The organism is Photobacterium angustum (genome assembly GCF_002954615.1).
Classification (GTDB): Bacteria; Pseudomonadota; Gammaproteobacteria; order Enterobacterales; family Vibrionaceae; genus Photobacterium; species Photobacterium angustum_A.
This window is the reverse complement of record NZ_MSCJ01000001.1, coordinates 769,662-793,425: the sequence shown is the minus strand read 5'-3', so window position 1 is coordinate 793,425 and position 23,764 is coordinate 769,662. Positions and strand designations below refer to the sequence as shown.

Below are 23,764 nucleotides of genomic sequence, written 5' to 3'. Positions count from 1 at the left end.
TCACGACTAGTCGAAATGTTCAGATAAGCAATTTCTGATTACAGTTATTCCACCCCCTGAACAATATCGCTATTATGAATAAAACTTGGCAACTTAGCCCTTCTGCTATCGCTCTATCGAGCTATAACTAGGATAAAAAATAATGACAAATACAAACCCAGTAGAACTAACAGATGCGCAAAAAGAAGCGATTGAAGCAATGGTAACTGATCGTATTAACGCCATGAATAACGATAAAGTCTTGTGTGATGCGATTGATGCAAAAGTGCATGAAATGGAAGAACACCTAAAAGAATATTTCCATAAACGTTTTCATTTTCACAGCAATAAAGCATAAGACGTCTATTTGTTATTGAATTTAAAAAAGATCACTCTCAAAGTGGTCTTTTTCTTTTTTAAAATAAGAAAACGGGATTATCTTTTAGCTTGTGGTAAACCCTGATTGGTTAAACAATTCCGTAACCAATTGAGTACTTGATGCTGAGCTAGCTAAACCAAGATCGGCGGCTTGAATATTATCTAAGGTGATGGTTTGCGTATTACTGTTAGATGCGGTGATCATCAATTCTAGTTTTCCACTTGAAGCATCAGCATTAATACCTGCTAATAAATCATCGAGTTTTAACCCATCACCTGCACTATCATCCAGTACATCCGTTAAGTCTATTTTATCTTCACCTAATGCAAAATCAGTGATGACATCGGTACTACCATCAATATTATCTAACTCCCAGATGAACAAATCATCCCCTGCATTACCTGTTAAAATATCATTACCGCCACCAGCATAAAATATATCGTCATCATCACTACCGATAAGCGTTCGGTCTTGATCATCATCGACAATCAACTCACCGCTACCACTGGGTGATATGCTGGCATCAATCTCCGTTGTTGTATCTTCACCAACATTGATATTAAGCGTAATAGAAGTTGCTGATAAAACACTATCATTGCCAATAGTCGATTCTGCTTCAACAATTAAACTGGTGCTGCCCGTTGCTAATCCTGTGAGATACAAATCATCTAATTGGCTAACTGGCACACGATAGGTGCCAGCTGCCATTAGATCGCCAATGATTGTGCCATTACTATCAACAAGATCGCCATCATTTAAGCCACTCACCACAATTGAAAGTTCATTAGGTGCGGGGTTAACCACCGACGCCATAATGCCAATTAATGGCAGCATGGTTCCAAGTACGGTATGAATAGAGGAAGTTTGCGGCCTATCAAGCTCAATAATCGGTACATCCGGTTTAGGCGCAACTGTAATACTGGTTTGGGTACTGTCTGTTTTAGCCCCTCCCGAGCCTGAATTACCGTTATCGTTGGTCAACATACGTAACGTATCATCACCATAAAAATTAGGATCACTTTGATAATGAATCCCAGCCGCTAATGCTGCATTAAGATCATCTAATTTACCGGTTAACATAACATCCGATGTATTGTTGTTATCAACAGTGATCCCTGTAGAACTCAATACATTCAATGCACCATGATCAACCGATAAATTCACAGTCATATTGCCATTATCTTCCGTTGCATCGACATCTTTTACACTAATCCCCGCAATAATAACGCCTATATCCTCTTCGGCACTGATACCAGCAGGCAGAGTATTAACTGGTGCATCATTAACAGCGGCCACATCAAATGACAGGGTTTTAATCACAGCAAGACTATTAGTCGCAAGCACACCATTATCAGATGAGCGCATGTCAAAGTTCATGGTGAAATTACCGTTCGCATCACCGGGGTGAAACGCTAAAGTATCTAACGTTGTGCCACCTGAAATAATAATCCATGAACCATCAGGTTGTTTTTCTGCACTGCCGCCGACTGGTGCATCAAAACGACTGGAATCAGGTACATCAGTGACTACTACATGCAATTTTTCTGGGGCATTTTCTGTCGCATTCGGATTTGACGGTACAATACTATCCGTATTATCTCGTACTGCTAAATCGAGTGTCAGTGTTATAGGCTGATCTTCTTGTCCTGTATAAGAGGTTATTACATCAGAATCAATTTTGTCGCCTACAGGTAGAATATCAACATTTATGGTTGCGGTATTTTGTGCAATATCATCCAATAAATCCTCTTTGGTAAAGACCAACACTCCCAATGCTAATGTGCCACTGTAATTTTCAGCGGGTACAATATTAACTCCAGCAAGGCTACCTGTTTGCATACCGACAGGTAACGTAATACTCCACTCACCATCCCCTAAATTACCTACAGGCCCTGTTAATACAAAGCCATCAGGTACGTTGGTGATCTTGGCTGAAATAATTTGCTCAGAACCATCAGTGTCACCGACCTCAAAACTAATATCACCTAAACTGATCCCACCAGATTGATCTTCATCACCACTAATTGTCGTTTCTGTACCAGTAAACTTAACGGGATCATCGACTGGAATAACTTCAAACTCAACTGTCGCAGTAAAGTCACCCGTTGCTTGGGCTGTCGCTGGTGTCGTTAAGGTATAGGTCACATCATCTTCAACAGTGGCAACCGCTGACATACTGACATGGCCACTAAAGTCCTTTACTGGCTGGAATTGAATATTATCTAATTCCATTTTATCGACGGTGATCGTTTGTACTTCCGTTCCATCTGTTTGAATAAAAGCACCTTGGCTAGCATCGACGGTTAACTCGACTTGTTTTAGGCTTTCAAGCCCTGATGTCAATGATGTACTGATATCTTTTAACGACGCTGATATTCCTAAAATAACCGAGCCATCTTCATAGGCATGATTATTTTTAATAACTTCAGGCTTACCTGTATTGGTAATCGGTTGATCGTCATCACCGAGTTTCTCTGTACGCAGTACTTCCAGTGATAAAGTCGGATCGCCATGAGGTGGGACATCAACTACAGGCTCTATACGAACTGTAACGGGCTTAATCAGATTTTTAGTATTACCACTGGTGGTATCGGTGTTGACAATGTGAAGATCAAATTGAAAATCACCCGCGAAGTCAGTTGCAGGATTTAATGAGATACCACTTACATCAACTTTTCCTGCTCCATCGACAGGTACTATCATGACGTATTCACCATCGATGAAATCAAAATCAGTCCCTAAGATGGTTACCCCACTAGGCAAATCCGCCGCTTTAATTACAATCGTCACTGAGTCATGATTTTGTTCGCCATTAACAGAGCCAATAACGATATCATCTTCAATTTGGTCGCCAAGATTAATGACATTATCTTCAGTACCAGTTACCACGTCAGGATTGAAAACAATATCTCCTGCAAGCTCAGTGATCATGCTGGTATTCGGGGTAAAATCTAATGTGATGGGTGTGGTAAATGGCACAAGTGCACTGACATCACCTTCACCGTTGTCACCTAAATCTTGTACTTCAGCGCTAATGGTAATATCGATGGTGGAATTAAAGCCCGTTGGTGCGGTGATTTTCAAGTTATCGAGTTGCGATTCAGGTATTGTCCATGCTCCAGCTCCGTCACTGATACCACCGATCACAACAAAATCACCGGGCTCTGCTACCGATTGAGGAAATTTCACCACAATACGGCGTATCACTTCATCGCTATGATCAATAGCAACTGGGGTCGCCTCTCCTGTAAAGGAAACACGTCCAAGCGATGCTGCATCTGTTGATAGATCAATCACACCACCTGTGGTGCTGGTTAACGTGGTTAAAACCGCGTCACTTGAATCACGAACAGCAAGAATACCATCAGGTTCAACCACGGCTTGAATATCAACAACAAGCTGACCAGTGATTTCTTTAATCGCGGTATTTTCACCATCACTATCCGTCTGTTCTATCGTTAAGTAAGATTGAAAGGTTAAATCACGATCAGAATTTTGCGGGGCACGGAGTTGCAATGGTTTACCGGCAAGTAACTCATCACGTTGACTATCCGTTAATGTGATCTCTCCAGCGACCAATGTTAAAGGAGTACCATCAATCAATAAGCTGTAATCGGAAGGAATACCACCAAAACGTATTTGAGTAATTGTTTCGCTGCTATCAGTAAATTCCTGTGCCGCTGTTGGTCGCCATTGCACCGTATTATTTTGATCTTCTAATATATTGTTATCACTGACTAAGGTGTAATTATCGGCATCAATAACTGGTTGAATATTGATTAATATTTCTCTATCAAAAGTTCTGACATCGCCATCATTTTCAGTAACTAATACTTTGGCATTTAACTTTATATCTTGGGTACTATTTAAAGGGGGAATGACTTCAATATCTTTTAAAGAAGAAAGCTCAACCTCATAAATCGGATCGCCATTATCATCGTAACCTGCAAATATTAAACTTTGTTCATTACCTTCAGAGTCTTTCAATGTGACCCCTTCGGGAATACCAGATAACACTAAGCTTAAACTTTCTGAATTATCATCAGGTTGTTTAAACGGATTCTCACCACTCTCAAGCGTAAAATCAAAAATCGCAGCACTGTCTTCATCAATTAAGGTTTCAATGCCTATCGTGGGGTCATTGTTGATATATGCCCACTCACCAACATCTAAAACACCGTTACCATTACTATCAATATCGATATCAAATATCGGTATATCAGCTACCCCTTTTAAGCTCACTTCAAGCTGTTGAGTTGCCGTGACATATTCATCATTCGCGTTAACAACGACATTACTGCTATTGGTCAAACTCGCGCTATCTTTCACAACGCCTTGCACTGTAATTTCAAAATCAACATTACTTTCAGGGGTTGGTTTTAGCTGAACATTAGCAATATCTGCATAGTTAACCTCATACACACCTGAGCCTGACGGGCTTTCAACCACAACAGCGCCATTGAGTAATATTTGTGCCCCCACGGGTAAATTAGAAAAACGAACACATTCTATTTCTGAGCCGTCTTTATCTACAGTTTCTGTTAACGTCACGTGGTCGCTTAAATTGATTAACACATCTTCATCAGAGCTAATTCGGGTAACTTTTAATGTGGTTTCATCAGCAATCGGTTCAACATTTATAACAATTTCACGCTCAACAGAATCAGCCGTTTGCTTGCCAGTTACAAAAACTACTTCTTCTTTGCTTTGCGCCACTGCCGTGAGTTTTATGTCCCCACTGTAATTTGCTATCGGTGTTACAGATAAAGTCCCAACATCTGTCGCTGATACTTGATATTGATCACCACCAAGATCAATAAGATTGCTTCCTTTCAACTCGCCATTGATCTTGCCACCAGCATCCGGCTCTAGCGTAATAATATAAGATAATGTTTCTGAGCCATCGACATCATTAAGATCGGCTTTAAGCTGCAAATCAACACCTGTTGAATCTTCATCAATGGTGTAATGTAATTGCGTTTGAGCGTCATCCCATGTTGGGATATCAGCAATACCTTCCACAATAATTTCAAACGACGTGATCGCTTCAGGTAATGGAGTACCACTAGTCACGCCAACTTGTGCTTTTACTTCAAAGACTAAATTGCCATTTGCCGTAGAAAAGTCAGCATCGGGAATAAAGGTAAGCCCCACTAACTCGTGTACTATATTATCGGTCGTAGTGAAATCACCGACAGGCACAACATAAGATGAGCCATCTCCACTAATCGCAAGTGCGGTACCGTTTAAATAAAATGAACCGTGTATCTCTGTCGGAATAGTGATCAATACTTGTTGTAAAAACTCACCGCGATCATCATCACCAATATCAATTTTTAGTGATACTGGCGCACCACTTGGTGGAGCAATGATCGTTTCATCTGGATCTTCTACTCGTCCAACATCTTCATAAGTGACAATCGGATCGGGATCGATAATGATCTTGGCTTCTTGATCATCAATTTGTAATGTAATCGTCCGTAATTCAGTATCATCATCACCATCCGTGACCCGATAGTTAAACGTATATTCCAGTACCTCATCAGTCTGTGTTATTTCAGTTGCTGCCGAGAACGAAACCTCACCATTAGGCTTAATCGATAAATCTCCTAACAATTGCCCAGGAGAAATGGTATCTCCTCCTTGATGAATTGGAATAACCGTAAAGTCGTTACCCACTAATGGTTGCTCTATTGCAAGATCAACAACACTCACCACAGTAGCACCATCAGCACCTTCTAATGCCGGAGTCAGTAACGACTCTCCCACTACATTTTCTTGTCCTTCATCAGCTTGAATAATGATATTTCGACCATCAGCAATGTCATCAACAATGGTTAGCTTAATGGTTGAAAATGTACTTTCATCACCATCATCATCAATCGCAATTACGGGTAAAAAAACATCTTTACTGTCTTTACCGGGATCAGGGTGATCAATTGCACCAAAGAGGTTTACGGTATATTCACCCGCCGCCGTAAATACCACGGTAAAAATAGTACGAGAATCAGCAAATGCAGAGTACGTTCCGACAGAATGTTCAAATAAGGTAACCGCCAGACCTTGGCTTGTTAAGGTTGAATTTAGAATGGCAAATTGCGCGGTATCCAAACGGTATTGATGAACAAAATCACTGCCTTCATCAATCGTTAATATCCCCGTTGCTCGATCGCCATCTTCATCAGGTGTGGAGCCTTGATGATTAGGGCCATCAGATCGAATATCACTTTCTTCTACGGTGACATCTTGTGTGTTGATAATAACGGGATCAAACCCATCACTGATATTTAGTGTAACGGCTACCGGTGTTTCTAGATAATCACCATCGGTATCTTGGATTTGCACTTCGAGATCAATACTAATGAGATCGCCTGAAACATTAATATAACCACTGCTATTTCCTCCACTATTATGATCAAGTGGCAAGAATTGCTCATACGTTACCGTCACATCAGCATCTTTAGAGTTCAAGACATTAACGGCAGATAAGGTCAGTGTGAAATAAGTCTGGCTGTTATATGAAGCCGTTAAAACATGGCCACTAGGATCAAAATTATAATCGAGACTTTGTCCACCCAATGATGTGATTTCGGCACGTAACTCAGCCAGTAAATCATTAAGATAGTTACTACTAAAACCAACTTTATCGGGATCTAAACGATCAACACCTGCGGTTAATGTAAAGGTTGTTGAATCAGAAACTGGATATCCGCTAGGAGAGCCTATTGGTTCACTAATATCACCTTCAATCACGTCTAATTCAGTTATGCCACTAAAATTACCCGTAGGATCGAGTCCATCAATAATAGTAATATTAATTTCACCATCGGTTGGGCTTACATCTAAATCTTGATCAGTTGCTATGACAGCTAAGGAAACCTCTAATTTATTGGTGGTTTCAGACTGATCTAGCGGCTGTGATTGCACGACGTTGTAATCACCACTTTGCAGCAATTCAATGGTTAACACTTCAAGCGTAGGATCATCTTGCCTTACCACAGTAACCGTATTGCCGACTACGCTATATTCCGTTGCATAACCGTTACTGGTTAAACTAGTTAAATTTGGCTGAACCGCTTTTAAATCAATTTGGATGATTTCATCGCTACCAATGTTGGTTTCAATTTTTCCGCTGTCACTATCAATTTCAGTAAATTCAATTCCAGCATCAATACCAAAACTGGGTAAATCACCGTCTGCAATATTCACGGTAAATATTGCAGGATTTAATAATGGATCATCATCGGCATCATGCATTTGGAGCGGAATCCCCATAGCTAAATTAGCTTGGGTCATCGTCACTAATCCTGTTGTCAGCACTCCGTTAAGATGGTCAACGGGTATTGATTCAACTAACTGCGAATGTAATTCAACATTTCGCCCATTTTGAATGGGGGTAATAGTCAGTTCAAAAATAGTGTCTTTGGCAAGATTATCTTTAATCAGTGTAATTGAAATTATTTTGCTGGTGGGATCTTGAATGATGGTAGCAAGCGTATTATCACCTTGTGATGTCACTTGCTCTAACGCGGTTTTAATTGCCGTTATATTACTACTACTCAGTAATACGCTATCGGCCCGTAATATATCGTTAGTCGCAGGAATGGTTGTGGTATTGCTTGTAGTAACAGGATTTTCCGATGTTGATGGCCCAATAGTCGGTGGGACTAAATCACCTTCAACCACGTTAAATTCAGCGTTAATTCCATTAGGATCGAGCCCATCTTTAATGATTAATTGCAGATTAGCAATGTTACTTTTATCACCATCAAAATCCATTAATTGTACATTAAGGTTCACCACATTTTGATTCGGTAATAGAGGCTGATCAATCGGTAAATATTGCTTAATCGTATATTGACCATCAGGAGCTATAGCGATACTTAGCACTTGGGTTGATGTTCCTGATAACTGAACATCAAATTGATTGGGTATAGTCGGATTAAATACCACTTCTAGTGCTGCGCCATTACTGGTTATTCCAGCAAACGCCTGACTTGGTTCGATAAACTGAACCTGTTTTATTTCATCACTATGGCTGCCATATACTAAACTTCCCGTTATTTCTTGGGGCACTGTAATAGCGCCATTAAACCCTTCAGTCCATGTAATGGATTGCTCATTAATAATAGGGATAACACCGTCTTCAAATACCAATTTCACTTCAACAGGATCGACTAATTGATCAAAATCCGTATCATGCATAATGATAGGAATGGTAACGTCAATATTGCCTTCATCTAATGAAACATACTTTCCACTTACAAAGTGAGTAGGATCATGATCTAATGGTTTATATTGGGTTAATGTCATTTCTACTTTGACATCATCACCTTGTTGAATCGGTGTTAGCACTAATTTAAATACATCAGTACTGTTGGATATTTCTTTTACTTCCAAGGTCAGTAAACCACTAGGTGCATTACTGATATCAAATTTAACTTCTTCTCCACCCGTCGTAAGTTTTAGAAGTTCTGGCCCTAACTTAAAAAAAACGGCATCGGTTAAATTTAAACTACTGGCCACCAAAGCATCATTAACAGCAGTAACTACAAAATTACTTGATGATGAAACAGGATAACCTTGACCACCCGCGGGTGGGTTTAAATCACCCTCGGTAATATCTAGCTCTGCAATGACACCTTTACCCGTCGGGTTCTCACCATCATTAATATCAATAATCAGCTTGCCAAGATTACTGTCATCCCCATCTTTATCGACAACAAAAACATCAAGAGCAAGATTATTAACGTTGGTTGTAAAATTTTGATCTAGTGGTCTATTTTGCTCAACGGTATAACTTCCATCTATACCCAGCGTTATGGTTAATACATTTTGTTCAGGCGCATTACCAATAGACGGAACATAAAGCTGTAAAACATTACCGCTAACGCGATAGTGCGTTGCCTCAGCATTACTGGTTAGGTCAGCCAAGCTAGGTTGAGCAATAGCAAAATAAGCATTAGCAATATCATCACTGCCGACATCAACAGGAATGTATCCCTGCTCTGTTTGGGTTGTCATGATCTCGGTATAATCAGTCCCCGTATCAGTACCTAACACGGGATCAACACCGTCTTTAACGATAATAAGCAACTCACCTTGCGCTTTATCACCATCGTAATCTTGCGCAGTAACAGCTAGGGTTAAACGATCTTCGTTTGATTCTACAGGTTGGTTTAACGGTAAATACTGAGTCACGGTATATTTACCATCTACTCCAATAACAACATTCAGCACCACAGAATCATCGCTTGATAAACGTATGTTTAGCTCATTATCGAGCACTTCCACGTAAGTTGGCGCGCTGTTACTTAACCAACCCGTTAATCCTGTTTGCGTACTATCAAAGGTCAGTGTTTCAATTTCATCACTACCGAGTTCTAAGCCTATTTCACCTTCAGCAACTGTTGCTACCGCGCCTTTTTTAGGATCGGTTATCGTTGTTCCAGTATCGATTTCAAATAGCGGATCGGCACCATCTTCAACGCTGATAGTGATGATGGCAGGCTGAGAAAACGGATCGTCATCCCCGTCATTCATCATCAATGGGATGGCGATATCAAGCTTATCGCCATTAAGTAATACGTACGTTCCACCACTATCGATTTGATGATCAAGCGGCAGTAATTGCTGCCATTCTATTTTCACATCAACATCACGCCCCATTTGTACTGGCATCAGTGTGATGATAAAAGCATCTTGCTTGGTAACCGAATCTATTGCGGTGATGGTTTGTGCCGCAGTGATAGCATCTGCTGCATGGCTGATTTCGATTGCTTGGTTAGATGAAGTTAAACTCGATAATTGCGCGATTAACGCAGTTAATACATCGGGTAATATCACCAATGATGTTGCGACTAAACTATCGTTTGCCGCAATGATTGATAAAGTTTTGTCACTTTCAACTGGGTATAACGAGGTTGACGGTTCACGGATAGGTAAAGCTAGATCCCCTTCAACCGTTTCAAGAGTAATATTCGCACCTGTTGGATTTTGACCATCGGTAATCACTAAAGTTAACGTTGCATCGTTACTGCTGTCGTTATCAAAATCCACCACATGAAATGGAATACTAATCATATTGGTATTGGATGTTACGGGTTGATCAATCGGTAAGTATTGCGTGATGCTATAGTTTCCGTCAGTGGCTATAGACAGCGATAAAACAGGGATTGTCGTGCCAGTTAAAAACACCGTTATTTGATTGGGTTTGCCATCATCATATTTCGCATCAAGTGCGATACCATCACTAGTTAAGCCAGCAAAAGCGGTTGTAATATCACCAACAACAACCTGTTTGATCTCATCACTATTTACATCAAACGCTAATTGCCCCGTAATAAATTGTGGCTCTGCCACGGTACCTGAAAAAGCTTCCGTCCATGTTTTGGTTTGGCTTTCAATAACGGGGGCTTTACCGTCTTCCAATATCACTAAAGCATTCACAGGTTCGACTAAAGTATCAAAATCGCTATCATGCATTTCCAGTGGTAGGCGAATGTTAATCCCGTCACTAGTAAGAGAGACGTACTCTCCCCCTGAATACACACTCTCATTATGATCTAATGGCTTTAACTGTTCGACATCCATGGTGACAGCAACGTTATGGCTATCTTGCGTTGGCGACAAACGAACAACTAACACATCCGCATTATTGCTGTCTTTCCCTATAAGGGTAATAACGCCAACGCCACTCGTTGTAAGAGTAAAACTCAGGGCTAATCCTGTCGCCGTGAGTTGCTCTAACTCACTGATTAATTGTGCTTGTACACTTGATGAGATATTCAAACTTGACGCGACCAAATCATCATTCACCGCAGGGACAGTAAACGAGTTTGAAGCATCAACAGGATAAGAATCTGCGATATTTTTAGGCGACAAGTCCCCTTCAGTTAAAGTTACTTGTGCAGTAATGCCCGCTCCGGTTGGGTTTTCACCATCAGTGATATTAATAATGAGTTGTCCTACATTACTATTATCACCATCGGCATCCGTAACCGTAACAGCGAGAGAGAGGTTATTTACATTAGTCGTAAAATTCTGATCTAGTGGTTGGCTTTGCTCTATTGTGTAACGACCATTATTTTCTAATACCACGGTTAATACAGGTTGTTTTGGTAATGATCCTTGCGCTGGTACAAACAACTCCATCTTGTTACCAACAATGCTATAACTCGTCGCTTGTCCATTGCTGGTTAAACCGTTCAATGTGGTTTGTTCGAGGTTAAAAGTCGCACTAGCAATATCATCACTTCCTACATCAACCGTAATTTGTCCGATAAAGGTTTGTGGCGACATGGTTTCAATAAAGGTAGTAGCAATATCCTGACCCAAAATAGGATCTGGGCCATCAACAATCGTAATATTTAATTCACCGACATTACTTTTATCGCCATCGGTATCAATTGCAACAACGCCTAAAGTCAGTTTATCTATATTTGTTTTAATGGGTTGATTTAATGCCTGATACTGAGTAACGCTATATTCACCAGACGTATTAATCTCAATAATTAATACTTCTGTCTGTGGTGCATCTGCCAACTGCAAGGTGATTTTATTTCCTTCAATGCTATAAACCGTCGGCTTACCATTACTCAATAACCCATCAAGGGTCGGTTGTTGAGATTCAAAAACCATCGCCTTAATTTGATCACTTCCCACGTTGATAGGAATACTACCTGTGACGGTTTGTGGCGTAGCTATATCTTTGTCTTGTTCAGTTATGGTGGTGCCGCTATCAATGCCTAAAATTGGATCAATACCGTCATTAATCTTAATGACTAATTCACTCACATTACTGGTATCGCCATCTCGATCTGTTGTCGTTAAAAATAAGGATAATTGTGTTTGATCTAACGCGTTCTCTTGATTGAGTGCTTGATATTGAGTCACACGATATTGACCATCAGTACTGACTTCTATGGCTAAAACCTGTGACTGATCATCAACTCTGATTACTGTGATTTTATTGCCTGACACTGTAAAGCTTGTTGCTACGTCATTACTTAATAGTCCAATTAATGATGGTTGCTGCTCGGCAAATGTCATTACGCCAATTTCATCACTTCCGATAAAAATAGGAATATCACCAGTGACACTTTGTGGCGTATTAATATCGCTGTCTTGTTCAGTAAATTCAGTGCCATTATCAATGCCTAACCTAGGAATTTTGCCATCTTCAATCACTGCTACAAAATTAACAGGGGCTTGAGTTAGGTTACCGTTGGTATCTGCAATTTGAACAGGAAGTGATAATCGGATTTGTTCTCCGTTAATCACAATTGGTGCGCTGTTAGATTCCCCTGAGAAATGATCTAAAGGAAGAAACTGTGTCACTGTCATTATCACATTAGCATCTCGACCATTGAATAATTCAGCACTTAATCCAATAGTTAAAACAATACCTTGATCGCTACGGCCAATGATTTGATTCGTTTCTATATCGTAATTGAAAATAATAGGTCGATCGTTAGATGATAATTCCCGACTCATCGTGGCGAGTAAACCATCTATTTGTGAACTATCGAATGCTACCGTGTTGCTATCAAGAGGCAGTGTGGCAGCTTCAACTGAAACATTCCCACTATCAGAAACGGGGTAGGTAATAGGAACAAGATCGCCTTCAATAAAGTAAATATCATTAAAAATTTGACCACCGTCTGGCGGTAAAATAATAAGCGGGATATCGTCTTGTCGTCTAATTTCTGGATTATATGCAGTGTCAAAACCAGCGGTTGCAAGTAATTGATCATTATCATAAAGAATAACTAAGCCATCAGTAATTGATGAACTAATATCCTCAATACCAGCCGCTGTTGCCTTTTGGATTTTCGTCGGATCTTCACCTGATAATATTGCGGCTTGTAAGGCTGCAATACTGGGCTCTAAATCCAATTCAGGTAAGGGTAAATGAACTAATTTATTATCAGAAAGGCATGCCTTACAATGTTGATTAAGCCATATATCTGTTCCACCAACATGCGCTAACACTTCGCTGCGATCAGTAAAAAGTAATATCGTCCCTATAGTAAGATCATCACCTACTTTGACCGGAGAATATTCCCCCGACGACATAAGAACAAAGACCTGCCCTTTCACTTGTTCAACGACAATGGCTTGATCAACATGAATCTTAAACACGGTACCTTCCCCTCAGTAAAAAGGATGCCTTAAGTATTAATCAGCGATAAAAATTTCGGCACGTCTAGGCCTCTTAAATATAAGAATGTAACGTATTTGTTTATTCGCCCTCAAAGCACAAACAAACACCAAACTCAAACCCAAAATACAGAACATAACATTAACAATTAAACAAAAAACCAGAAACATAAACCAATAAAGAATCAAAATGCATGATTTAATGCCATTCAGTAGGTAAAATACACTCCCTTGCTCTATTTAGTTAAAGAACCATGATTGATTTAAATGTATTACCTCTCTACCTCACAGCTGTTATCGCTTTATTATTAATTCCAGGGCCAGACATGTTACTGATTGCTAGCTCAAGCCTCAGTTACGGTCGCAAGGTAGGTATTTTTGCAAGTTTAGGTAATGCAACATCAGGTATTTTATTAACTATTTTGGCTGCTTTAGGTGTCTCAGCCTTAATTGCCGTAAATCCTGTAGCATTACAAGTTCTTCGCTTACTTGGTGGCGCATATCTATTAAAGATGGGATGGGACTGTATGCGAACACAACCTGCCGATGCGCCAGAAGAGCTCGCTAAAAGTAATAAAATGGCAGCGACGCTATACCGTCGTGCCGTATTCACTAATTTACTTAACCCAAAAGCACTTATTTTCTTTGTTCTATTCTTGCCTCAATTTGTTTCGACTCACGTTGCTGCAACATCAGGGCAACAAATGTTAGTGCTTGGTTTATTACTAAATGTATTAGGTTTATTGTTTAATTTATTCCTAGTCACCACTGTTGGTACGTTTGGTAAATCACTATTGAAAAGTGAAAAATTCCGTGCAAATCAACACAAGTTTATGGGTTTGATCTTCTTTGTTTTAGCCATTTGGTTATTAGCATCCCAGCTCCCAACACCAGCAGGACACTAATTACTCTCTTTTTTAGTAGCGTTACCTATTTAGGTGGCGCTATGTTCATTTTAAAAGCAGTTTTCTGTTAATTTTCAATAATGAGAAATTCATCTCTCATTTCTGTGTATCGAATAGTGAAATATAAAATCCCTCACCATTTTTACCTTGAATTTCACCCTAAATATCCTCATATATCTTAATAATAAGTGTTGCGTACACTCTTTGGTTCACTTCTTATTAATTAATGCGCAGACATAATATGCCCCATAACAAATTTGGCGCATTAAGGATTATTATGATTATTCATGTTGGTATTATCGATCAGGACCCTGTCCGTTTGATCACCCCTTTGCTAGATGAAGCCGTTCCGGCTACAAAAATGATATTTATTGGTACTGAGCTTCAGCGAGAACAGTATGACCGCCTAGCTTCTATTTTGACTCCACGTAACATAGATGTTGATTTTTTTGTGATCCCTGACAGCATTAATATCACGCTGATTAGAAGCGAGATTCATCAACTCGCCGAAGATATTAAAGCAACAGGGTGCGAAGTTTGGTTTAACGCAAGTTGTGGTTTACGTCACCGTCTTCTTTCTGCTTACGAAGTTTTCCGCTCTTATCACTGGCCAATTTATGTTATCGAACCTTTCAGTGATGAAATGTGTTGGTTGTTCCCAGCTGACTGTGAACAACAACAGGTTCAAGACCGTATTCAAATTACCGATTACTTAACTATATTCGGTGCCCGTTGTGAGCTTTCTGATAATCCTATGCCTGAATCACTTAACGATCAGCTTTGGGAGTTAGGTCAACGTTGGGCAAGTTCTGCGCTTGAATTAGGTCCAGGTCTAGCAACCTTGAATTACCTCGCGACCACTTGTCGTAAAGAACAAGTGCTTCATGTTGAGCTTAGTGATAAACAGCAAGGCTACAAAGAGCTAGGCACATTGCTATCAGATCTAGAAGAAACAGGTTTAGCAACATACCATGACGGCGTTTTAACTTTTAAACACGAAGAAGCTCGCCGTTTTGCAAATGGGGAATGGTTAGAGAACCTTGTCCATAGCACTGTTCGCGCTATTCAAAACGAACTACCAACAATTCAAGATCACTCATTAGGTGTGCAGGTTTACCGTAAGATTGGTGAGCGTGAGGTACGTAATGAATTGGATGTTGCAACTATCGTCAATAATAAGCTGCATATTATCGAATGTAAGACGAAAGGTATGCGTGATGATGGTGACGATACACTCTACAAACTGGAATCACTACGTGACTTATTAGGTGGCTTACAAGCACGTGCGATGCTAGTCAGTTTCCGACCACTCCGTCATCACGATCTAGTTCGAGCGCAAGATTTAGGCCTCGCGATTATTGGTCCAGATCAGTTAGGTGACTTACGCATCCATCTACATGAATGGTTAAAAGGTGCGGGTGGTGAACATCATTCTCATAACCCAGCCTAAAGCGTAACGTTACTATTAAAAAAGACCTCAATTGAGGTCTTTTTTTTATAACACGGTTACGCCACACCATGCCCTTTAGACGCCTCTAACAAGCGATACCATTGTTCATGGGTTAATTGTAACTGCTCGGCAGCAACAGCAGTCTTCACGCGCTCAATTTTACCTGTACCCAATAGCAAAGCGGGACGTGTAGGTAGCCGCATTAACCAAGCATAAATCACCTGATCAATAGAATCAGCATTGAGCTCTTGTTTTAGTACATTCAATGTTTCACGCACTCGATGAGCTTGTTCTGAAGTACTGTTATAGATATCGCCTCCCGCTAAACATGACCATGCCATAGGCCTTACCCTATGCTGCTGTAGCTGCGCCAATGTACCGTCTTCAATCGCATCAGTATGTAATGGATTAATTTCGATTTGATTGGTGATTAGTGGAAACTCTACCCGAGATTGCAATAATGAAAATTCATCTTTTGAGAAATTCGACACCCCAAAATGTTTCACTTTTCCCGTCTGATGTAGTTGCTCAAAAGCGCAATTGATCTCATCAGCATCCATTAATAGATCAGGACGGTGAATCAGCAATACATCCAGTTGCTCAATACCTAAACGCTGTAAAGACCCCTCGACTGAAGCAAGAATATGGCTTGCTCGGCTATCGTAATACGCCACTTGCGACGTACCATTAACCTCTTTACCTCCAACGATGCCGCATTTAGAAATAATCGTTAATTCATCACGAATACTTGGCTGTAAGTGCAATGCTTCACCAAATAAAGATTCACACGCTGATGCACCATAAACAGGCGCATGATCAACAGATGTAACTCCCAGTTCTAGATGTTGCTTGATAAATGATAATCGCTGCTGCGCCGTCATTCCCCACTCAGCCATTCGCCAGTAACCTTGAATAAAGTTAGAGAACAATGGTTCATTGAGCTGTCGTTCATTTTTATTTGTCATCATCACACCAATACATCGAAAGGAAAAATTGCGCTACCTGAACCTAACACAGCAATTACACGACTAACGTGATGAGTTTCAAAAAATATTGTTTGTTAACTTACGCATGACGGCGGCTATACCACAAGTAACTACGACGTAAAGTAAACACGGTTAACACTAAATAATATGCAGCTAAAATAATGGCAGGTAATGCATCACGATCTGACACACTGATGATGGAATAACCGCAGTACACCACAATAATGGCAGGAATAATCAAGGCAGGTTTTACTGAAGAATAAAGATTAGTAGCCAGTAACACCACATGCGCTACCACCAAAATCAGTGGTAACGTAATCATTAAAAACCACAACATAATCAATCCCTTTCTTTAATCAGTAAGCATTACATCATAGCTCTGAACAAGATTTGCGCCAATACATTGTGGTTGGGGAATGTGTAAGTAAAAGCAATGAAACTACACCACAGCCCCCCATAAATTATCTAATTTCGCTAATGGTTGATTACTCTGTGCCGATAATTCCACATAACTGTGTACCAGCTTAATTTTGTGCTCATTAAAATCATGTCCCCAAATATTTGGATCTGATAAGTCAAAAGGTTGTGGTATTACCTTTTTTAGTCCTGATTCTGGTTTGCGATCATTAAGCTCTAACTGAATAAGCGATTGTTGTACCGCTTGTTGCGCTAATTCTTTATAGCCCAGTTTATCGAGTAAAAATATAGCGTGAGCATGAGTAATACCATGAAGTTTATCGCCAGCGAAAAAGTGCTCATCGGTATTATAGTAAATATCTTGTGTACTTCGCTCAACGGCAATAACACAATGTTGCTGAATATTTATCTCACCTTTATTTAATAAACTGGATGGCTGATATTGACGATAGTCAGCTAAGCCGTAATAACGTCCCCAATTATCATCCTTACAATTAACAATTAGCTTGGCGATATTGGAAACCATACGCTCAGTAACAACAACGTTATTATTGGCGACAGCATTTAAAAATAATGCACCATATATGATCCCATGGCCTGAATGACATAATTGCTGCGCGTTAAGTGCTATGGCATTTACAACCTCACTATAATCGGTTGTTTCAGGGCTATTGGATAATGGATTCATTAAATGCTGATTATCATCGGTAAACTGCACTAACATTGCTTGTACACTCTTTTTAGATACATTGTTGAGTGCTCCGCCATTAAGTAATGCATCACCTGCCAATAATGCTGCCCCCGTATGCCCTTGAAACCATGCGGTACTGTCAACTTCCACCACATTGGCTAACGCTAAAATTCCTTTATCAATAAACTGTTCCATTGTTTTCTCCTTGCTTTAATTTCCTGTAATTTCGTCACCAACGAGATTGATATAATGCAAGGATAAAACCTCAAGTTAGATTGAGGTCAAACGAATATTTAATACTACCGAATAAATACAGATAACACGATAAAAGCTAACGATTACAAAAGACTACAAGGTTACCTGAAATAACAAGTAGTTAAACAATCTAAATGCTGTTCTGAAATTAATCGCATTAACATTATCTTACAGAAACCTCCAACATCCCTTTAGAGAATAATGTATTGTCCACGAAACAATTTGGAGGATAAATGAAATTAAAATTAGTACCTGTATTATTTAGCTTATTTGCCAGTATGTCTGCCCAGGCCTCAGAGCCACAAGCATTTATTGGTGTCGGTATCAATGACGGTGTCAGTAGTATCAACGATGGTTGGAACTTTAATCCAAGTGTAAGGGTCGGCGCTAATATTAACGATAATCATCGGCTCTATAGCTACCTAGAAATAAAAAAGGAACTCTACAACTTTGTCGCTTCTTATGACTACTTAGTACCCTTTACAAAGAGTGGAGATTGGCGAGGATTTATTGGTGCGAGTACGGGAGTCCAAATTGCAGAATCGAACAAAGATGATCTTATTTTAGGCGCACAAACAGGGATTAATTATCGAATCAATAAGAACTTTAATACTGAATTGGGTTACAGAGTTCATGATACAAGAAGTGTTTGGAAAACACGTAATATGTCGCAACTTGATACTTTTTATATTTCCCTAGACTTTGCCGTTTAATCTAAAAGTAATGTACTGGTCATGTCACAAACCTATTTTATTTAAACCTTTTTATTCATGACAGTATTATTGAAAATAAAAAAGCCGCTCCTAAGAGCGGCTTTAATAAAAATATAACTATTCTATCAACCATTTCTTATGATAATGATTGATAATCTCTTTTCCTTTACTATCTAATTCTTTTTGTAATTCCTTTATCTCTTTAATATATATTTTTTTACCATAAAAAGAGCTATGCATTTTAATCCTATCAAAATCATTATTTAACAATGAACATTTAATTAAAATATTAAAGCTTTTCTGATAGTCATAAATGATCTTCCAATATTCAATAAGAAGGTTATTTTTATTAATATCATTAAATGGAGATTCTTGATTATATTTAAAAATAAATTCACTATTAAAATAATTAGAAAAATATTTATTATATTTATATATACCTGATTCTTTAAAATCTATTTCTATATCTTCAAGCTCTTTAATAAGCGGTTCAATATAATCTCTTACCGTTTCTCCATTTTCATAAATTTTATTATTTATATAATATGATGCCTGATTATGAATGCTGTCTGTATGATCATATATCGAATAAGTAAAAAGACACATTGCACTGTGAAAGCTTTTAAATTCTACAAGAAAGCTACAATCTTGTTCAAATAATTTAGTATGAGTTATCTGTTTTTTCCAAACATTCATAACTTGTATACCTAAATATACAGCTCCAATAGAACCAAATCCTGACAATAATGTTCCTATATCAACAAAAAAGCCCCAAAGCTTAAAATCAGTAGAACTAGAATAAACACCCGAATAAAAAGATATACTACATAATAATATCAAGATCATTATTCTAAAATTGTCATTCATATAAAGTAAAAACCATTAAATTTTAATGATTTATTTTATAATAATAATCTAATACTTTATTAACTTATTTTGTAACTAAACGTTTTTATATTTATAAAAAAAGCCGCTCCTAAGAGCGGCTTTCTAATATAACACTTTAAGACTTAAATCTTATTCAGCTAACATTTTACGTGCAGCTTCTACCACGATCTTAATTGATTTCGCTTCTGTTTCTTTTAGCGTTGCGTGATCTGGGATCTCTTTTTGTGTACGGTTAATAATAACACCTGCTACACAACCTGCACGTAAACCAGAGCTTGCACACATGGTTAATAACGTTGCTGATTCCATTTCAAAGTTAAGCACGCCCATTTCTTGCCACTCTTTCATTGAGCCTTGGAAACGACGAACTACGCGACCTGAGAATGTATCGTAACGCTCTTGACCTGGGTAGAACGTATCACTTGATGCTGTTACACCCGTGTGTACTACAGCATGCTCGTCATCACATGCTTGCTTCATTGCCGTTGCAACACCAAAATCAGCAACAGCTGGGAATTCCATTGGTGCGAAATGCAGACTTGCACCATCTAAACGTACTGAGCCTGTCGTTACAATCATATCGCCAGGGTTAATGTTAGGCTGAATTGCACCTGTAGTACCTACACGAAGGAAAGTTGTTACCCCTAACTGTGCTAATTCTTCAACAGCAATAGAGGTTGATGGACCACCGATACCCGTTGAACACACAACCACTGATTTACCGTCTAATTTAGCGCGAAATACAGTGTACTCACGAGAGCTTGCTAAAAACTCAGGGTTATCCATTAAGTTTGCAATTTTCTCAACACGTGCTGGATCACCGGGAATAATCGCTAATTCTGCACCATTAAGATCAGCTTTATTAACACCTAAGTGGAAGACTTTATTATCAGACATAATGTTACCCTTTAATTTAAACAGCTCTGTTGTAGGTTCAGAGTGATTCTTATGAGTTATTACTATTTTAATCAATTTTTTGATAGAAAGAGTCAAACATACTGCAACATGCTCTATCAAAAACACGTGGTAACAATAACCAATGATTCAACCACTTTTAGTGAGCATCGTCACATCAACAAAAAGCAATTGAAAAAATTGTTACACAAAAGTCTGATTTGAATCACACGTAAACGATATCTTATTGCCGGAATCACAAAAAATCGTTTTCTCACGCATGTACTCTTTACTCTGTTTTCCTGCCTCATAGCGAAAAAAACGGCATGACAAACAATACATCATTGTTCGTATCATGCCGTTTAGACTAATCACTAATGCTCAGAGCAATTAGTTTTTACTTTTCGCTTTGCGGTTTAAAGCGTAATAAACGTAATGCATTCAGTGTTACTAACGCTGTTGCGCCACTGTCTGCAAGTACTGCAACCCAAAGCCCTGTAAAACCAAATAAGGTTGTGACAAGGAATACCGCTTTTAAACCTAATGCTAAGCTGATGTTTTGACGAATATTGCTCAATGTTGCACGAGATAATTCAATCATCACTGGCAGTTCTGAAACACGGTTATGGGTAATTGCTGCATCAGCGGTTTCTAGTGCTACATCTGTACCACCGCCCATAGCGACACCAATTGTTGCAGTTTTCATTGCTGGCGCATCGTTAATACCATCACCAACCATGGCAACAGAATGTAGCTCACTTAACTTACGAACTTCTGTCACTTTGTCTTCAGGCAATAGTCCTGCACGAAAATCAATATTAATTTCTTTAGCAATCGCAGCAGCTGCACGTGGGTTGTCACCCGTTAGCATCACTGAATTCACGCCAATGCTTTTCAGCTTAGTGATCGCTTCTAAAGCATCACTACGTAAATTATCACGCCATGCAACTAAACCTATCGCTTGCTGATTACGAACGGCAACCACCAGCGTTTTACCTTCGCTTTCAAGATCTAACGCTTGCTGTTGCTGGTTACCAGTCAACACAATTTGCTCAGGCAGGCGATCGGCAGCACATAACATAAAGTTATCGCCTTCAGTAACACCTTGAATACCGCGGCCTGCTAATGCTTCACGATTTTCAGCTTCAACAACAGGTAATGATTTTTCTCGAGCAAGGTTAACCACTGCTGTTGCTAGTGGGTGTAACGAACCGGATTCAACAGCCGCTGCTTGACGTAATAATTGATCGGGATTGTTATCCCAGCTAATTAAGTCCGTCACTACAGGTTTACCTTCCGTTAGCGTACCGGTTTTATCAAACGCGACAGTTTCAACATGACCAAGCTGTTCTAATGCTGCACCACCTTTGATTAATGCACCGCGACGCGCTGCTGCCGCTAAACCTGAAGTGATCGCTGCTGGCGTTGAAATAACAAGTGCACAAGGACAGGCAATAAGTAATAGCGCTAGACCTTTATAAATCCACTCATCCCATGATTGACCAAATACAAGCGGCGGAATAATGATAACAAGTGTTGCTAGTAGCATCATTGCTGGAGTGTACCAGCGGCTGAATTTATCAATAAAACGTTCGAGCGGTGCTTTGCGTGATTCTGCATCTTCAATGAGATGAAGAATACGGTCGATCGCATTTTCACCTTGCGCAGACACAATCGTTAATCGAACCACTTTGTCTGATGCCATGCTACCAGCCATGACTTTCTGGCCAGGTGTTCGTTCAACAGGTACAGATTCCCCTGTTAGTGCGCTTTCATCAAAACTCGCAACCACATCTAAAACTTGACCATCAGCAGGTAAACGCTCGCCGGGTACAACTTCAATCACATCACCAGGTTTTAATTCGCTTGCTGGAACTTTTTTCTTCTCACCGTTTGGCAACACGACATTGGCGTCTTCAGGCACCAAGTCCATTAACGCTTTTACACCACTTCGAGCACGTGATGCGGCATACCCTTCTAATTGCTCACCAATTAAAAACAGTAAAATCACCATTGCCGCTTCTGCGGTTTCCCCTAAATACAATGCACCAATGGCAGCAATACTCATTAGAGTTTCAATCGAGAATGGTGAACCTGATTTACCTAAGCTAATAGCTTTTTTCACAATCGGCACTAAGCCAACAATTGTGGTTAAAGTAAATGCCGCTAAACCCCATGAATGTGACACTTTATCAATTAAGAAAGAGGCAATCATCATTGCCGCAATCACAAGGACTTCTAAGTGTTCTTGAATAAATGATTTTTTTGGTAGCGCTTCAGCCGCAGCAGCATTAGAAACGAGGGTAAAACCCGTCGCCTGTGCTTTATCTTCAATCTGTTTTTTTAATTCATTATTATCGGCTTGCTGATTGGCTTGCATGTTGACGATGAGCTTTTCTGTCGCAAACATAACTTTTGCCGTTTCAACTTGAGTAAGACTCGAAATTGATTTTTCCAATTTAGCCGCACAGCTTGGACAATCCATGCCAATCACTTTCCAGCTAAATGTTTGACCATGAGCCGATTGTGCTAAAAACGCTTCAATCGCTTGATCTTGTTCTTTTGATGAGGTTGACTTTGAACAACAACTTTTTACTGAAGATGAATGACTTGAGTCGTCATGTTCTAAATGCTGGTTCTCAGACTCTTCGTACGCGTGTTGAGAAGCTATTTCAGTGTCTGACGGACTAATAGAAGATACTGTAAAGGTTGATTGTTTTTTATTTGGATGGATGGCATCTATTGCTGATAATTTTGCTGCATTAAGTACTTTGTCACTTTTAGATGAGCAACAGGAAGCAGGACCGTCGGTATCAGATTCACCACACCCTTCTGTGTGTTTTTGTACAGTCTCTGAAGGGGTTGATGAACAACACGCCGCTGACTCACAAGATTCAACAGTGACTGTCGCTTTTGTTACCGCTGTTGGTTTTGCAGCATGAACATGCAGTTTTTTATTATTACATTGAGCACACATAATCGTTCTCCTTGAGTGCTTTGGTTATCTGTAGCTAATATAAACCTTGGAGTAATGTCCAAGGTCAAT

The 23,764-nt window shown here is 39.5% G+C and carries 11 protein-coding genes; 4 read left to right on the top strand and 7 right to left on the bottom strand.

Annotation, left to right across the window (positions count from 1 at the left end):
- The first annotated feature begins 142 nt into the window (after positions 1-142).
- Positions 143-337, top strand: a complete 195-nt coding sequence (locus BTO08_RS03320; RefSeq protein WP_005368647.1) for a hypothetical protein — start codon at positions 143-145, stop codon at positions 335-337.
- A gap of 84 nt (positions 338-421) precedes the next feature.
- Here the strand turns inward: BTO08_RS03320 and BTO08_RS03315 are convergent, their stop codons facing one another.
- Complete coding sequence (locus BTO08_RS03315; protein ID WP_105059885.1) at positions 422-13,501, bottom strand: retention module-containing protein; 13,080 nt, start codon at positions 13,499-13,501, stop codon at positions 422-424.
- A gap of 272 nt (positions 13,502-13,773) precedes the next feature.
- On the opposite strand from BTO08_RS03315, the gene BTO08_RS03310 reads away from it, so the two are divergent.
- Together BTO08_RS03310 and BTO08_RS03305 are read left to right on the top strand one after the other, a co-directional pair.
- Positions 13,774-14,424, top strand: coding sequence for a LysE family translocator (locus BTO08_RS03310; RefSeq protein ID WP_105059884.1), 651 nt, complete (start codon positions 13,774-13,776; stop codon positions 14,422-14,424).
- 277 nt (positions 14,425-14,701) lie between these two features.
- The gene (locus BTO08_RS03305) at positions 14,702-15,874 is read left to right on the top strand and encodes a Card1-like endonuclease domain-containing protein (RefSeq protein ID WP_105059883.1); all 1,173 of its coding nucleotides are present in this window, start codon (positions 14,702-14,704) and stop codon (positions 15,872-15,874) included.
- Between the two features lie 56 nt (positions 15,875-15,930).
- On the opposite strand, the gene BTO08_RS03300 is transcribed toward BTO08_RS03305, so the two are convergent.
- The 3 genes from BTO08_RS03300 to BTO08_RS03290 all read right to left on the bottom strand — a co-directional run bounded on the left by BTO08_RS03300 (position 15,931) and on the right by BTO08_RS03290 (position 18,163).
- Positions 15,931-16,839, bottom strand: a complete 909-nt coding sequence (locus BTO08_RS03300) for an aldo/keto reductase (protein WP_105059882.1) — start codon at positions 16,837-16,839, stop codon at positions 15,931-15,933.
- Between the two features lie 100 nt (positions 16,840-16,939).
- The gene (locus BTO08_RS03295; protein ID WP_105059881.1) at positions 16,940-17,197 is read right to left on the bottom strand and encodes a hypothetical protein; all 258 of its coding nucleotides are present in this window, start codon (positions 17,195-17,197) and stop codon (positions 16,940-16,942) included.
- A gap of 102 nt (positions 17,198-17,299) precedes the next feature.
- A complete protein-coding gene (locus BTO08_RS03290; protein ID WP_105059880.1) occupies positions 17,300-18,163 on the bottom strand; it encodes a hypothetical protein in 864 nt (287 codons plus the stop codon).
- A 293-nt stretch (positions 18,164-18,456) separates the two neighbouring features.
- On the opposite strand from BTO08_RS03290, the gene BTO08_RS03285 reads away from it, so the two are divergent.
- Positions 18,457-18,936, top strand: coding sequence for a hypothetical protein (locus BTO08_RS03285; protein ID WP_105059879.1), 480 nt, complete (start codon positions 18,457-18,459; stop codon positions 18,934-18,936).
- A 117-nt stretch (positions 18,937-19,053) separates the two neighbouring features.
- Here BTO08_RS03285 and BTO08_RS03280 read toward each other — a convergent pair whose 3' ends face one another.
- The 3 genes from BTO08_RS03280 to BTO08_RS03270 all read right to left on the bottom strand — a co-directional run bounded on the left by BTO08_RS03280 (position 19,054) and on the right by BTO08_RS03270 (position 23,695).
- Positions 19,054-19,803, bottom strand: coding sequence for a hypothetical protein (locus BTO08_RS03280; protein ID WP_105059878.1), 750 nt, complete (start codon positions 19,801-19,803; stop codon positions 19,054-19,056).
- A gap of 150 nt (positions 19,804-19,953) precedes the next feature.
- Positions 19,954-20,721, bottom strand: coding sequence for a uridine phosphorylase (gene udp / locus BTO08_RS03275; RefSeq protein WP_005368660.1), 768 nt, complete (start codon positions 20,719-20,721; stop codon positions 19,954-19,956).
- A 394-nt stretch (positions 20,722-21,115) separates the two neighbouring features.
- Positions 21,116-23,695, bottom strand: a complete 2,580-nt coding sequence (locus BTO08_RS03270) for a zinc/cadmium/mercury/lead-transporting ATPase (protein ID WP_105059877.1) — start codon at positions 23,693-23,695, stop codon at positions 21,116-21,118.
- Between the last annotated feature and the right edge of the window lie 69 nt (positions 23,696-23,764).